Source organism: Acidocella sp. (assembly GCF_036489515.1).
In the GTDB taxonomy this organism is placed as follows: Bacteria; Pseudomonadota; Alphaproteobacteria; order Acetobacterales; family Acetobacteraceae; genus Acidocella.
Genome location: NZ_DASXFO010000007.1, coordinates 20,052 through 33,101 on the forward strand (window position 1 = coordinate 20,052; position 13,050 = coordinate 33,101).

Consider the following 13,050-nt stretch of genomic DNA (forward strand, 5'->3'; position numbering starts at 1 on the left):
CAAAAACTTTTGACTATACTGGGTCATGGGCGTTGTCACTGACAACGCCCATGACCCAGTATAAATAAAGTTTTTTTGCTTCTTTTTGTTCACAAAAAGAAGCCTTCCTTGTTCATTTTTTGGTGCGTTGCAAAAAAAAGCTAGCTGAAACCGCTGATTCGTGCCATCAATCTCGGTTAATAAGTCCAGGCGGAGCAAGAAATATGCTCGATAAAGCAGCCGTGAATTTGTTTTCGCACATCAAGCCCGGCGATACGCCGTGGCGCACCGATGGGTTGCGGGATTTCTTTCTGTATCGCGACCTCGGGGTCGACAAGGCGACCGGCGGGCGCGTTCTTTGTCAGCTCGTGAAGGCCAATCCGCAACGTCCGCCGGAGCACGGGACCGGATGGCATCGCCATATCGCGGACTTCCACATAGTCATCATGCAAAAAGGCTGGGCCCGCTTCCTGTATAATGACAAGGAGCACCTGGTTGCCGCCGGTGATTGCGTTCACCAGCAGCCGGGCATCGTCCACTACCTGTTCGATTACTCGCCCGACATGGAATATATCGAGATTATTGCCCCTGCCGATTTCCGGACCGTTGATGCCGAGGGGCCATGCGCTGTGCCGCCACCGACGCCATGGACCGCATTACCGAAATAGCGCGTCGAGCCGGTCGTGCGCAGCGGCCGCTTTTCCGGCCGCCGCGGCGCGTAGCAAACCAGCGCTTAGAAACCCGGCGTTTAGAAATCCACGTCGAGTTCGATGATCTCCTGCGGCTCCGTTTTGGCATCGGCGACCCACTGGCGCATCGGTTCCCAAGTCATGATGGTGCTGGCGTAATCCTGGCAAACCGGACCGATCGTGACGTCATAGCTCAAGAAGCGCGTCACCACCGGTGCGTACATCGCATCGGCGATCGTCGGGATCTTCCCGAACAGAAAAGGCCCTTTCCACGTCGTCAGGCATTCCCGCCAAACCGACGTGATTCGGTCGATGTCCGCCTGAGCCGAGGACCAGACGGTGAAACCCGGCTTGCGGAAGCGCAAATTCATCGGCAGCGAGGAACGCAAAGCGGCAAAGCCGGAATGCATTTCGCCGGAGATCGACCGGCAGCGCGCCCGCGCCACCTTTTCGCTCGGCAGCATCTGCGCCTCGGGAAACATTTCATTGAGGTATTCGGCGATCGCAATCGTATCCCAGACCGTAACCTCGCCGTGAATGAGGCAAGGCACGAGAATCGAGGATGTGCGCATCAGCAATTCTTCCCGGGCCCTGGCGTCATCGGGAGAGACCTTCTCCTCGACGAAGTCGATTCTCGAAAGCTTGGCCAGAAGATACCCGCGCAACGACCAGGAGGAATAGTTCTTGCTGCTGATCAGCAGCGTCGCTTCTGTCATAATCACCCTTCCTTTTTATGAAGTGTTGTACTTTTTGCACTAGACGCGATGCACAATACTGTGAACAGCTGACTTCCTGGATTCGGCGATACCACATTCGCCTAAGGGATTGAATGATGATTTACGACTTCTACCAGGCCCAGGCGGACTTTCTGGATCCGTTGCGAATGATGGCCCGCAACAGCAGTACGCTGTTGAGAAGCGTGACGCCAACCCAGCCTTACGGCGTCATGCTGCGCCATCTGACAGCGGCGCTCGACGTGTTCGGCTATTCCGGGATTACCCATAAACGCCCCGCTTATGTGATCAACGATGTCACGGTGGGCAACAAGCTTGTTAGCGTCAAGGATGAAACCGTCCTGGCAACGCCTTTCGCCAGCCTGATCCATTTCAAGAAGGATACGGATCGCGCGCAACCAAAGGTTCTGCTCGTTGCCCCCATGTCCGGCCATTTCGCCACCTTGTTGCGCAGCACAGCGGAAACGCTGCTGCAGGACCACGATGTCTACATCACGGACTGGCATAATGCGCGCGATATGCCGGTCGAAGCCGGGCGCTTCGGTTTCGATGAATATGTCGAACATGTGATCAAATTTCTGGAATTTTTAGGACCGCGCAGCCATGTCTTAGGGGTCTGTCAGCCTGCGGTCGCGGTTTTGGCGGCTGTCGCCATCATGTCGGAAGACAACAACCCGGCGACGCCACGCAGCATGACGTTGATGGCCGGCCCCATCGATACTCGGCGCAATCCCACCAAGGTGAACAAGCTCGCGAAGACCAAGGATATTTCCTGGTTCGAAAATCGCATGATCGGTGTCGTCCCGTGGCGTTTCCGCGGCGCCGGACGTCGGGTCTATCCCGGATTTATCCAGCTGTCGGCTTTCGTCTCCATGAATCTCGACAAGCATGTCAGCGCGCATTTCCGGCAGCTCCGCTCGCTGGCGGCGGGCGACAAGGCGGCCGCTGAAATGCATCGCGCTTTTTATGACGAATATCTCGCGGTCATGGATCTTCCGGCCGAATTCTACCTTGAAACCGTCAAGCGTATTTTCATGGATCACGAGCTGGCCAAGGGGGACTTGAAATATCGCGGCCGTCCGGTGCGGCCGGAAATGGTCAAAAAGACCTTCCTGTTCACCGTCGAAGGCGAGCGCGATGATATCTGTGGCCTCGGACAGACCGCGGCGGCCTTGGACCTGTGCTCGAACCTCCGTCCCGCGCTCAAGCGCCATCACGTGCAAACGGGCGTGGGCCATTACGGCGTTTTTTCCGGATCGCGTTGGACCAACGAAATCTATCCGCGGGTGCGCGAGGTGATTCAGTTCAGCACGTAAGAAAGTAGCCGCTTTTAAAAAAGCGGCGCAAAATTTTTTGCTATGCTGGGCCATGGGCGTTGTCCCGATAAAGCCCATGGCCCAGATTAATAAAGTTTTTTTGCTACTTTTTGTTCACAAAAAGTAGTCCTTCCTTTGCTTACCCGAGCGCAGCGCCGCAAGCAGCGCAAAGCAGCACGACAATGATCGGCGGCGTGCGCAGCAGGGTCAGGAGGAGTAGCGCTGCGATCAGCAGGCCGAGATCCTGAAGCGCTAAAATGGCGTGCAACTGCAGCAGATTGACCAGGGCGGCGACCAACAATCCCACCACCGCCGCGTTAACGCCTTTCAAGGCGGCGGCGATCCTCGGATGGTGCCGGATCGCCTGCCAGTAGGGCAGGCAGGCGGCGGCCAGCAGCAGGCCGGGGAGAAAAATGGCGATGGTGGCGATGGCAGCCCCCAGAGCACCCTCCGGCCCGACCGATGCGATCGTGCCAAAGAAGGCTGCAACGGTGAAGAGCGGGCCGGGCAGGGCCTGTGCGGCGCCGTACCCGGCCAGGAACAAAGAAGGAGAAATCCAGCCCGGTGTGACAACAGCGTCCTTTAGCAACGGCAAGACCACGTGGCCGCCGCCGAACACCAACGCACCGGCCCGATAAAAGGCGGCGAACAGAGCGAGCCAGCCGGTTTTGGGCGCCAGAAACGCCACCAAAAGGAGGGCCAGGAAGATCGTAGCGATCAGGATAGACGCGGTCCGCCGGATTTTTCCGGGCCCAGGCGCTTGAGACAAGGCGGGCGGTGCCGGCAGGAATGTCAGCCCAAAGAGCGTGCCGAATATCAGGACAAGGAGCTGGCCTGTCGTGCCGGGCAGCGCCAAAGCGATGCCAGTGGCCAGCAGGGCCGTGATTCGCCGGGCCAAGTCCGGGCAGAGGCTGCGCGCCATCAGCCACACCGCCTGAGCAACCACGGCGACGGCCGCGAGCTGCAAGCCGTGCAAGGCGCCCCTGGTGATCGGATGGCTCTGCAGCGCGGCGGCCCAATGGCCGGCCAGGAACATCAACAAAGCCGATGGCAGCGTGAAGCCGCACCAGGCGGCTAGTCCGCCCAGCCAGCCGGCGCGCTGCAGCCCGAGACAAAACCCCACTTGGCTGGAAGCCGGTCCCGGCAGGAACTGGCACAGCGCCAGCAGATTGGCGTATTCCTCTTCGCTGACCCAACGGCGCCGGTCGACAAACTCACGCCGGAAATAGCCAAGATGGGCGATCGGCCCGCCGAACGAGCTGATCCCGAGCAGGAAAAAGGCACGCAGAACTTCGCCCGCACTGCCTTGTTGGCTCATGGGGTGACGAGCAGCGTTCCCAGGTTGCGGCCACCGAGAATATGCACATGGAAGTGCGGCACTTCCTGGCGACTGTCAGGGCCGGCATTCGCGATCATGCGATAGCCGCTCCCAGCTACGCCCACTTTTTCCGCCACCAGCGAAACCGCCCGGAAAAAGCCCGTGATTTCTTCAGCCGTGGCCTTGGCGCCGAAATCCGTGATCGACACGTATTTGCCCTTCGGAATCACCAGCACATGGCGCGGCGCCTGTGGCCTGATGTCGGGAAAGGCGAGTGCGAACTCATCTTCATAAAGACGCTCACAGGGAATCTCGCCGCGCAGAATGCGCGCGAAAATATTGCTGTCGTCATACGCCGTCATGTTCCACCCTTTCGTTTACGCGGAGAGAAGGAAGCGGCCGCTTTTAAAAAAGCGGCGCAAAAATTTTTGTTATGCTGGGCCATGGGCGTTGTCGTCGACAACGCCCATGGCCCAGCATAACAAAGTTTTTTTGCTACTTTTTGTTCACAAAAAGTAGTCTTTCCTTGGCTTGCCTAAGGAATCTTCTTCGTCGCTGTACGCGACGCCTTTTCGGCGATGCCGCTCACGCCTTCGCGCCGCTCCAGCTCCATCCAGACCTGTTCCGGCCGCACGCCGGCGTCGACCCACAGGACCATCAAGTGATAGAGCACATCGGCACTTTCCGAGACCAAGGCGCTCTGCCGGCCGGCGACCGCCTCGATCAGGCATTCCACGGCCTCTTCGCCGAATTTCTGCGCGACCTTGGCCGTTCCGCGTGAGAGCAGCCGCGCCGAGTGGCTCTCTTCGGGAGAGGCGTCCTTGCGCGACAGCACCGTGGCCCACAGGCGGTCCAGCACAAGTGCATCCGCGGGCAGCGTCTCGTCGGTCCGGTTCATGTCGGCAACTTCCACGGTTTGTTCGATTTCTTCAGCCATGATGATCAGCCTTTGTGTGGGGCGGGCGCACGGGGAGGTGCGCGTCGAGCAAAGCCTGTTTCACCTGAGCGATGGAAAACTGGCCGAAATGGAAGACGCTGGCGGCCAGCAGCCCGGTGGCGCCGGCTTCGGCGCCCTCCACGAAATGCTGCAACGTCCCAACCCCGCCGGAGGCCACGACCGGCAGGCGGACGGCGGCGCAGACGGCGTTAAGCAGCGGCAAATCGAACCCTTTGCCGGTCCCGTCCCGGTCCATCGAGGTGAGCAGCAGTTCGCCCGCGCCGGAGGCTTCCATGCGCTGCGCCCATTCGAGCACGTCCAGGCCGGTATTGACCCGCCCGCCATGGGAGAAAACCTCCCATTTCCCGGGCGAGACCATGCGCGCGTCGATCGCCACCACGACGCACTGGCTGCCAAATTTTTGCGCGGCCTCACGCACCAGCTCAGGCCGGCTGATGGCCGCCGAATTGATGCTGCATTTGTCCGCACCAGCCAGGAGGAGCCGCCGCATATCCGCCACGCTGCGAATGCCGCCGCCCACGGTGAGGGGCAGAAAGACCTTTTCAGCGGTGCGCGACACAACGTCGAGGATCGTGTCGCGATTGTCGCTGCTGGCCGTGATGTCGAGAAAGGTCAGCTCGTCGGCGCCGGCGGCATCGTAGACGACCGCCTGCTCGACCGGGTCCCCGGCATCGCGCAGCGAGACGAAATTCACGCCCTTCACGACCCTTCCATCCTTGACGTCAAGGCAGGGGATGACGCGGAGTTTCAGCATGCGGCCAGCGCTTCCGCCGGCGCCAGGCTGCCGTCATACAAAGCCCGGCCGAGGATCGTCCCGGCGAGGTTTTTTTGCGCCTGTGCCGCCGCTTTCAGGGCGCGGATATCGGCGATCCCGGCAACACCGCCGGAGGCGATGATCGGTAACGTAACGGCCCGCGCCAACGCCGTGGTTTCATCGAGGTTGAGCCCGGTCTTCATGCCGTCCCGCGCGATATCGGTGTAGATGATCGCGGCGATGCCCACATTTTCCAGGCGCCGCGCCAGCTCCGTGGCTTTGAGGCTGGAGGTCTCCGCCCAGCCTTCGGTCGCCACCATGCCGCCTTTCGCATCGATCCCTACGACCACGCGGCCGGGGAATTTTTTCGCGGCTTCGATGACGAGGCCCGGATTCTTGGCGGCGGCGCTGCCCAGGATCACGCGCGAAACACCGGCAGCGAGCCAGGCTTCAACCGCGCCGATGTCGCGAATGCCGCCGCCCAGCTGCACGGGGATATCGACCGCGTCGAGAATGGCCTTCACCGCCGGCCCGTTCGCCGTCTTGCCGGCGAAGGCGCCATTCAGGTCAACCACATGCACCCAGGAAAAACCCGCCGCCTGCCAGGCTTTGGCTTGCGCGCCCGGATCCTCGCCATAGATGGTCGCGCGGTCCATCTCCCCGCGTTGCAGGCGCACGCAGGTGCCATCCTTCAGATCGATCGCCGGAAACAGGGTCAGTGTCATTTTTGCAGCAACTTATAATAGAAGTGTCCCCGCAGGGTCTTGCCTTTCACCCTTGCATAGGCCGGATGGGTTCCCCAGCGGATGAAGCCGGCGGCTTCGTACAAGGCGATGGCGGCTTCCTGCGTCTCACGCACGTCCAGATTCAGGACCTGATAGCCGGCCGCCCTGGCATGTTCCTCGGCGCGCTCGATGATCAGCCGCGCCAGGCCATGGCCGCGTGCGTAAGGCGCCACGAAATGATGCATCAGATGCGCCGCGAGTGCCTGCGCTTCGTTGTTCCGTGAGGGGCGGTGCAGCTGCACCGCGCCGTAGATCACGCCATCCATGCGGCCGACGATGAGCTCGCGTTCCGGCACCAGCAGGACCCCGCGAAAATATTGTTCCAGCAACGCGGCTTTCGGCGGCTTCACCCAGCCGAAACCGCCGCCATCGAGGATCGCCGCCGTCGCGGCTTCGGCGAGCGCGTGCACATCCGCGTCATCGTCGAATTGCTCGATGCGCTCGGCGTTCAGCGTGGCGGGTGGGGGCAGGTCGTATTTCACGGCTGCCTCTTCGCGCGTGTCGGGGGGCTAATCAAGGTGCCGGGCATGACAGTTTGCGAAGCTGTCACGCTTACGGCGACCAGCGCAAGAAATTACCGAGAATCTGCAGCCCGACCTGCTGGCTTTTCTCCACATGAAACTGCGTGCCCGCGCGATTGCCCGCCGCCACCATGGCCACAACCGGGCCGTCATAGTCCGTCGTGGCCAGAACCTGCTCGGGCCGGCTGGCCTGCAGCGCGAAGGAATGGACGAAATAGGCGTGGTCTCCCGGCTTCAGCCCGGCCAAAAGCGGGTGCGCGTCCGGCTCGAACATCAGCTCGTTCCAGCCCATATGGGGCAGGCGCAGCTGGCGCGTCGGCAGGGGGGCGATCTCGCCGGCGACCCAGCCAAAACCGGGAGTCACGCCGAATTCCAGGCCACGTTCGGCCATCAGCTGCATGCCGACGCAGATGCCCAGAAACGGGGCGCCCTCGGCCACGCGGCGGATCATCGCCTCCTGCAGCCCCTCGACCGCGGCAAGACCAGCGGCGCAATCGGCGAACGCGCCCTGGCCCGGCAGGACAATCCGATCCGCCCGCGCGACCAGGTCAGGGTCCGCGGTGATGTGCACATCGGCGGGCACGTTTTGCTGCGCCGCGGCAAGCGCCAGCCCCCGCGCGGCAGAGGCGAGATTGCCGCTGCCGTAATCGATGACGGCTACCAGCATTGTACGCGCCGCATCAGAGGCTGCCCTTGGTCGAGGGGATCTTGTCGGCGCTGCTTGCGTCCACGGCGACGGCCATGCGCAGCGCCCGCGCCGCCGCCTTGAACGCCGCCTCCGCCACGTGATGCGCATTGGTGCCGGCCAGTTGGCGCAGATGCAGCGTGAACAACCCGTTGCTGGTCAAAGCGCGGAAAAACTCTTCGACCAGTTGCGTGTCCATGGTGCCGAGCATCGGCCGCTCGAAACTCACCTGCCAGCCCAGATAGCTCCGGCCCGACAGATCGATCGCCGCGTCCACCAGCGCCTCATCCATCGGAATGCTGGCCTGCCCAAAGCGGTTGATGCCCCTTTTGTCGCCCACCGCATGGGCGAGCGCCTGGCCCAGAACGATCCCGACATCCTCGACCGTGTGATGCGCGTCGATATGCAAGTCGCCCTGCGCCTCGACCTCCAGGTCAAACAACCCGTGGCGGCCGAAGGCCGTCAGCATATGATCGAAAAAACCGATCCCGGTGGAGATCTTGGTGACCCCGGTTCCGTCCAGTTTCAGACGGACCAGAATATCGGTCTCGGTGGTTTTGCGGCTCAGCTCGGATCTGCGTGTCATGCTATCGGCCTACATCAGTGCCGCCGAAAATTGAAGCGGGTGGGCCTGGGGCGGTGTCCGCGCCAACGCCCATGACCCAGATTAATAAAGTTTTTTTGCTTCTTTTTGTTCACAAAAAGAAGTCTTCCCCTTCGCTTCTGGCTTTGCGCCGCCTAAAGCCCGTCCCATGGCGCGCACGGTTACCAAAAGACTTCCGATTCTCCTTGGCTTTCTGATTGCTGTCGGCCCGGTTTCCACCGACATGTACCTGCCGGCTTTTCCCGCGATTGCCCGTGATTTCCACGACAGCGCCGCCCCCCAATACTCGCTGGCCGCCTATTTTGTAGGGCTCGCCTTCGGGCAGATGACCCAGGGGGCGTTATCCGACCGCTGGGGCCGCCGCCTTCCGCTGCTGATCGGGCTGGTCGTGTACACGCTGGCTTCGATCGGCTGCGCCGTATGCTGGGACATGCAGTCCTTCATCGTCTTTCGCTTTCTATCGGCGCTGGGCTGCTCAGCCGGGCTGGTGATTCCGCGGGCGATGGTCCGGGATCTTGCCGACGGACCGGCCGCCGCCAAGCTGTTTTCCCAGCTGCTGCTGGTCATGGGCGTGGCGCCGATCCTGGCGCCGATGCTGGGGGCCCTGGTCGTGTCGGTGGCGCAGTGGCGCTTCATTTTCGCCGCCTGTGCGCTGTATGGCGTTTTGGCTGTCGGCGCGGTCTGGCTGCTTCTCCCTGACACGCTCGCCCCCGAGCGCCGCTCGCGCATCGGCATTTTGCCCGTCATCATCCGCTATGGCACGATTTTCAAGGAGCGGGCTTTTCTCACGCATGCCTGCATCGGTGCCGGCGTCTCGGCCTGCCTGTTCGCCTATCTTGCCGCCTCGCCGCAGGTCTTCATTGGCCATTATGGCTGGAGCACGGCCGGTTTCGCCGCGTTGTTCGGGCTGAATGCCATGGCCTATATCGGTTACAGCCAGCTCACCCCCAGCCTGGTGCACCGCTTTGGCATCGCCCCCGTCATTTCCGTGGCGAGTGGCATCCTGGTGCTGGCGTGCCTCGGCTTGGCCTTCCTGGCGTGGCATCCCATGGGGCCTTACGCCATCGTCGTGGGGCTTCTGATCAGTGAGGCCGGCTTTGGGCTGCTGACGCCTTGTGCGATGGTGGGCGCGCTGTCGCGACACCAGGCCCATGCCGGAAGCGCCTCCGCCCTGCTCGGCACGATGCAGTATACCGGCGGCGCCATCTCCGGCCTGTCCATGGGGGCGCTGGGGAGCGAGACCGTCACGCCGATGGCGCTGGGCATGCTGCTCTGTGCGCTGGCGGCAGGCCTTGCAGCCTGCCTTCGCCCGCGCTTAAGCTTCCCGGCTGTGGAGTCATAATATGGTTAGCCCTAGCGTCGTCGGAATTCCCGCCTGCACCAAGCTGGTGAATCACTACATCCAGCACGCCACCCCGGCGCGTTACGGCGCCGCCCTCATGGCGGCCGCGAACGCCATTCCTGTCCTCCTTCCGCCGGAAGGCGAGGCCATGGGCGCGCTGCTCGACCGGCTGGACGGCATCATGTTCAACGGCAGCCCGTCCAACGTGGCGCCCATGAGCTACGGTGCGGATTTCGACGCGACGCCGGATCTCCACGACCCCGCGCGCGACGCGACGACACTGCCCTTGATCCGTGCCGCGCTGGACCGCGGCATGCCGATCCTGGGCATCTGCCGCGGCATGCAGGAGCTCAACGTGGCCCTGGGCGGCACGTTGTTTCAGGAGGTCCATAATGTGCCGGGCCGCATGGATCATCGGGCCGGCGAAGGAACGCGCGAGCAGCGCTTCAGCCTGAAGCACGACGTGACGCTCTCCGGAGAACTGGCGCGGATTTCTGGTGCCGAGACCATTCGCGTGAACTCCCTGCACGGGCAGGGGATCGACCAGCTGGCCGCTTGTCTCGTGGTCGAAGCGGTGGCGCCGGACGGCACCATCGAGGCCGTGCGGGTCGAGGGCGCGAGCAGTTTTGCCCTGGCCGTGCAATGGCATCCGGAATGGGAAGTCACGCATTTCCTCGACCGCAAGCGGTTGTTTGAGGCCTTCGGGCAGGCCTGCGACGCCTATCGGCGGCTGGTCAAAAAGGCCTGACGTTCACCTGTTGTTGTGACAAGCCGTCACATTCTGCCTTGGTGTTGCCCTCGGATTTGTCACAAAAGCCCCCTATATAGTGACCTATCCAAAGGAGAGTGACCGTGGACATTCAGACCATCGACAACCAGTATCGTCAGCTACAGACCCAATCCCAGCAGACCGTGCAGGAACTGCGCGACCTTGCCACGAAGCTGCAGGGCTCCGCTCAGGCCGGCAACCAGGATGCCAGGGAATGGTTCCTGGACCTCAAGAGCATTGCGCTGGCCATCCAGGCCGAGCAGAACCAGGTCGCCAATCTGCTGCAGGCTTTGCATAATTTCATGGAGAATCAGAACCAGAATCAGATGCCGCAGCAGGCCGGCTGGGGCAATCAGCCGCCGATGCAGCAGCCGATGCCCTATCCCCAGCAGAATTACGGCGGTTACCCGCAGCAGCAAAGCGGGGGGATTTTGGGCGAATTCATGAATTCCGGCTTTGGCCGGGCGATCACCATGGGCGCCGGTTTTGGCATTGGTGACGACCTGATCAACTCGATTTTTTAAATGAGGAAAGCAGCCGTTTTTTGAAAAAAGCGGCGCAAAAACTTTTACGACGCTGGGCCGTGGGCGTTGTCAGCGACAACGCCCACGGCCCAGATTAACAAAGTTTTTTTCCTTCGTTCGCCTTAGACGTAGTCAGCCGGGCTGGTGGCGTCGCGGGCGCGGTCGGACGCGATGGCGTTGAGTGGCGCGCTCAACACCAGAGCGATCACGGCGTTCAGGATCACGGTCGCCAGGGCGATGTAGCTCGGGATCGTGTAGCCGAGGATATGAAACGCCCAGATCGCGCCGGTCAGATGGTTCAACGCCGCCAGATAGGTCGCGCTGACGATACCCACCGCCCAGCCGATCAGCAGCGCCCAGCCGTTGAAGTAGCGGGTGAACACCGAGAACGCGATCGCCGGGAAGGTCTGGATGATCCACATGCCGCCGAGCAACTGCAGCTGCACGGCATAAGTATTGGGGATCCCCAGGATGAAGACCACGGCACCCACCACCATGACGATGGAGAAGAGTTTTGCGATCTGCGTTTCCGTGCTTGCGCTCGTCGATGACACGAACTGCTTATAGATATCCCGGGTGAAGATGTTTGCCGAGGCGATGGACATGATCGCCGCCGGCACCAGGGCGCCGATCGCGATGGCGGCAAAGGCGACGCCGACGAACCAGCCGGGGAACGCATAGAGCACCAGCGCCGGGATCGCGAAAGTGGTGCCGTAATGCGCGAAGCCTGCAGCAAATTGCGGCATGGTCTTCACGCCTGCGGCCACCGCCATGAAGCCCAGCAAGGCCAGCAGGCCGAGCAGGACGGTGTAGGCCGGCAGCAGCGCCGCATTTCGCTTGATCACCCGCGGACCTGAGGCGCTGAGAATACCCGTCGTCGTATGCGGGTACAGGAACAGCGCCATGGCCGAACCGAGCGCCAGCGTTGCGTAGCTGGTATAAGCCCCGCTGCCGCCCGCAGGTGGTTTGGGCAGAAGCAGCTTCGCGGGCGCGATATGCGCGAAGATCGAACCAAAACCGCCCAACTCGATGGGAATCACGATGATGGCGACGATCACGGTCAGATAGATCAGCAGGTCCTTCACGATCGAGATCATCGCCGGGGCGCGCAGGCCAGAGGTATAGGTAAAGGCCGCGAGCACCGCGAAGGCGATGATCAGCGGAATATGTCCGGGAATCCCCAGGGCGCCGATCACCGTCTGCATGCCGATCAACTGCAGTGCGATATAGGGCATGGTGGCGATAATGCCGGTCACGCCAATGGCCAGCGCCAGCCAGCGATTGCCATAGCGGCCGCGCACGAATTCCGGACCGGTAATGTAACCGTGGTTGCGTGCGACCTTCCAAAGTTTCGGAAACACCAGAAACAGGATCGGGTAACAGACCACCGTATAGGGGACAGCGAAAAAGCCCAGCGCGCCGGCGCCGAACATCAGCGCCGGAATGGCGATGAAGGTGTACGCGGTATAGGTGTCACCGCCGATCAGGAACCAGGAGACCCAGGTGCCGAAGCGCCGGCCGCCCAATCCCCATTCCTCGATATGGTCCATATTGCCGGCCTTCCAGCGTCCGGCGAAAAAACCGAGAACGATGACGAAGGCGATCAGCACCAGAAAGACAGCCGTAGCGACGGGGTAAGCCATTATTCGGTCTCCTCGCGGTCTTCAACGAGGAAGACGACGTAGATGAGAAGGGAGGAGACCAGGACGGTCACCATCTGATACCAGTAGAAAAACGGAAAGCCGAGCAAAGTCGGACCGGTGCGGTTGTAGAACGGGACCGCGAGCGTGATTACAAAGACCACAAGCAATAATATTTTGACCAAACGCGCCTCCAGGAAACGGAACGTCGGTTAGACGCTCTCTTTTGGTTTGACAAGATCGATGCGCATCACGCTTGACGGAGTTTTGCTTTGATGATGCCGGCGAAGAAAGTGGCCGCTTTTTAAAAAAAGCGGCGCAAAAATTTTTATTAATTTGGGTCATGGGCGTTGTCACCGACAACGCCCATGACCCAAATTACTAACTGGACGGGCAAATAGGTATCATAATAGGACGTGGGCTGCTATCACA

General features: G+C 61.5%; 17 protein-coding genes. 6 read left to right on the forward strand and 11 right to left on the reverse strand.

Features of this window, described 5'->3' with window-relative positions; genetic code table 11:
- The first annotated feature begins 203 nt into the window (after positions 1-203).
- On the forward strand, positions 204-647 hold the full coding sequence (locus VGG47_RS01030; protein ID WP_331534995.1) for a cupin domain-containing protein: 444 nt from the start codon (positions 204-206) through the stop codon (positions 645-647).
- An 80-nt stretch (positions 648-727) separates the two neighbouring features.
- Here the strand turns inward: VGG47_RS01030 and VGG47_RS01035 are convergent, their stop codons facing one another.
- Positions 728-1,384, reverse strand: coding sequence for a glutathione S-transferase (locus VGG47_RS01035; RefSeq protein ID WP_331534996.1), 657 nt, complete (start codon positions 1,382-1,384; stop codon positions 728-730).
- 113 nt (positions 1,385-1,497) lie between these two features.
- Between VGG47_RS01035 and VGG47_RS01040 the strand changes: the two genes are divergently transcribed.
- On the forward strand, positions 1,498-2,718 hold the full coding sequence (locus VGG47_RS01040) for a polyhydroxyalkanoate depolymerase (RefSeq protein WP_331534997.1): 1,221 nt from the start codon (positions 1,498-1,500) through the stop codon (positions 2,716-2,718).
- A gap of 139 nt (positions 2,719-2,857) precedes the next feature.
- Here VGG47_RS01040 and chrA read toward each other — a convergent pair whose 3' ends face one another.
- The 8 genes from chrA to hisB form a co-directional block, all read right to left on the reverse strand.
- Positions 2,858-4,036: a chromate efflux transporter gene (gene chrA / locus VGG47_RS01045; RefSeq protein WP_331534998.1), complete on the reverse strand. Its 1,179-nt coding sequence runs from the start codon at positions 4,034-4,036 to the stop codon at positions 2,858-2,860.
- The gene (locus VGG47_RS01050; RefSeq protein WP_331534999.1) at positions 4,033-4,398 is read right to left on the reverse strand and encodes a histidine triad nucleotide-binding protein; all 366 of its coding nucleotides are present in this window, start codon (positions 4,396-4,398) and stop codon (positions 4,033-4,035) included. The genes chrA and VGG47_RS01050 overlap by 4 nt, the downstream gene beginning before the upstream one ends.
- A 173-nt stretch (positions 4,399-4,571) precedes the next feature.
- Complete coding sequence (locus VGG47_RS01055) at positions 4,572-4,934, reverse strand: phosphoribosyl-ATP diphosphatase (RefSeq protein WP_331535016.1); 363 nt, start codon at positions 4,932-4,934, stop codon at positions 4,572-4,574.
- Positions 4,935-4,965: 31 nt separating this feature from the next.
- Positions 4,966-5,748: an imidazole glycerol phosphate synthase subunit HisF gene (hisF, locus tag VGG47_RS01060; RefSeq protein ID WP_331535000.1), complete on the reverse strand. Its 783-nt coding sequence runs from the start codon at positions 5,746-5,748 to the stop codon at positions 4,966-4,968.
- Positions 5,742-6,473 carry a 1-(5-phosphoribosyl)-5-[(5-phosphoribosylamino)methylideneamino]imidazole-4-carboxamide isomerase gene (gene hisA / locus VGG47_RS01065; protein WP_331535001.1) on the reverse strand — a complete coding sequence of 244 codons (732 nt, stop codon included), beginning with the start codon at positions 6,471-6,473 and terminating at the stop codon, positions 5,742-5,744. Before hisA ends, hisF begins: the two co-directional genes overlap by 7 nt.
- Positions 6,470-7,015, reverse strand: a complete 546-nt coding sequence (locus VGG47_RS01070; RefSeq protein WP_331535003.1) for a GNAT family N-acetyltransferase — start codon at positions 7,013-7,015, stop codon at positions 6,470-6,472. Before VGG47_RS01070 ends, hisA begins: the two co-directional genes overlap by 4 nt.
- 70 nt (positions 7,016-7,085) lie before the next feature.
- Positions 7,086-7,721: an imidazole glycerol phosphate synthase subunit HisH gene (gene hisH, locus VGG47_RS01075; RefSeq protein WP_331535004.1), complete on the reverse strand. Its 636-nt coding sequence runs from the start codon at positions 7,719-7,721 to the stop codon at positions 7,086-7,088.
- A gap of 13 nt (positions 7,722-7,734) precedes the next feature.
- Positions 7,735-8,325 carry an imidazoleglycerol-phosphate dehydratase HisB gene (gene hisB / locus VGG47_RS01080; protein ID WP_331535005.1) on the reverse strand — a complete coding sequence of 197 codons (591 nt, stop codon included), beginning with the start codon at positions 8,323-8,325 and terminating at the stop codon, positions 7,735-7,737.
- A 166-nt stretch (positions 8,326-8,491) separates the two neighbouring features.
- On the opposite strand from hisB, the gene VGG47_RS01085 reads away from it, so the two are divergent.
- The 3 genes from VGG47_RS01085 (at position 8,492) to VGG47_RS01095 (ending at position 10,978) form a co-directional block, all read left to right on the forward strand.
- On the forward strand, positions 8,492-9,685 hold the full coding sequence (locus VGG47_RS01085; RefSeq protein ID WP_331535007.1) for a multidrug effflux MFS transporter: 1,194 nt from the start codon (positions 8,492-8,494) through the stop codon (positions 9,683-9,685).
- Position 9,686: 1 nt separating this feature from the next.
- Complete coding sequence (locus VGG47_RS01090) at positions 9,687-10,433, forward strand: gamma-glutamyl-gamma-aminobutyrate hydrolase family protein (protein WP_331535008.1); 747 nt, start codon at positions 9,687-9,689, stop codon at positions 10,431-10,433.
- Positions 10,434-10,537: 104 nt separating this feature from the next.
- Entirely contained in the window at positions 10,538-10,978 is a 441-nt protein-coding gene (locus VGG47_RS01095; RefSeq protein WP_331535009.1) for a hypothetical protein, read from the forward strand.
- A 122-nt stretch (positions 10,979-11,100) separates the two neighbouring features.
- Here VGG47_RS01095 and mctP read toward each other — a convergent pair whose 3' ends face one another.
- Together mctP and VGG47_RS01105 are read right to left on the reverse strand one after the other, a co-directional pair.
- The gene (mctP, locus tag VGG47_RS01100; protein WP_331535010.1) at positions 11,101-12,621 is read right to left on the reverse strand and encodes a monocarboxylate uptake permease MctP; all 1,521 of its coding nucleotides are present in this window, start codon (positions 12,619-12,621) and stop codon (positions 11,101-11,103) included.
- The gene (locus VGG47_RS01105; protein WP_331535011.1) at positions 12,621-12,803 is read right to left on the reverse strand and encodes a DUF3311 domain-containing protein; all 183 of its coding nucleotides are present in this window, start codon (positions 12,801-12,803) and stop codon (positions 12,621-12,623) included. The genes mctP and VGG47_RS01105 overlap by 1 nt, the downstream gene beginning before the upstream one ends.
- A 71-nt stretch (positions 12,804-12,874) precedes the next feature.
- Here VGG47_RS01105 and VGG47_RS01110 point away from each other — a divergent pair, with 71 nt between their 5' ends.
- Positions 12,875-13,003, forward strand: a complete 129-nt coding sequence (locus VGG47_RS01110; RefSeq protein WP_331535012.1) for a hypothetical protein — start codon at positions 12,875-12,877, stop codon at positions 13,001-13,003.
- Positions 13,004-13,050 lie beyond the last annotated feature (47 nt).

Bases quoted from the DNA above. Each gene is read 5' to 3' on its own strand.
- VGG47_RS01030 (WP_331534995.1), top strand. From the start codon at position 204: ATGCTCGATAAAGCAGCCGTGAATTTGTTTTCGCACATCAAGCCCGGC.
- VGG47_RS01035 (WP_331534996.1), bottom strand. From the start codon at position 1,384: ATGACAGAAGCGACGCTGCTGATCAGCAGCAAGAACTATTCCTCCTGG.
- VGG47_RS01040 (WP_331534997.1), top strand. From the start codon at position 1,498: ATGATGATTTACGACTTCTACCAGGCCCAGGCGGACTTTCTGGATCCG.
- chrA (WP_331534998.1), bottom strand. From the start codon at position 4,036: ATGAGCCAACAAGGCAGTGCGGGCGAAGTTCTGCGTGCCTTTTTCCTG.
- VGG47_RS01050 (WP_331534999.1), bottom strand. From the start codon at position 4,398: ATGACGGCGTATGACGACAGCAATATTTTCGCGCGCATTCTGCGCGGC.
- VGG47_RS01055 (WP_331535016.1), bottom strand. From the start codon at position 4,934: ATGAACCGGACCGACGAGACGCTGCCCGCGGATGCACTTGTGCTGGAC.
- hisF (WP_331535000.1), bottom strand. From the start codon at position 5,748: ATGCTGAAACTCCGCGTCATCCCCTGCCTTGACGTCAAGGATGGAAGG.
- hisA (WP_331535001.1), bottom strand. From the start codon at position 6,473: ATGACACTGACCCTGTTTCCGGCGATCGATCTGAAGGATGGCACCTGC.
- hisH (WP_331535004.1), bottom strand. From the start codon at position 7,721: ATGCTGGTAGCCGTCATCGATTACGGCAGCGGCAATCTCGCCTCTGCC.
- hisB (WP_331535005.1), bottom strand. From the start codon at position 8,325: ATGACACGCAGATCCGAGCTGAGCCGCAAAACCACCGAGACCGATATT.
- VGG47_RS01085 (WP_331535007.1), top strand. From the start codon at position 8,492: ATGGCGCGCACGGTTACCAAAAGACTTCCGATTCTCCTTGGCTTTCTG.
- VGG47_RS01090 (WP_331535008.1), top strand. From the start codon at position 9,687: ATGGTTAGCCCTAGCGTCGTCGGAATTCCCGCCTGCACCAAGCTGGTG.
- mctP (WP_331535010.1), bottom strand. From the start codon at position 12,621: ATGGCTTACCCCGTCGCTACGGCTGTCTTTCTGGTGCTGATCGCCTTC.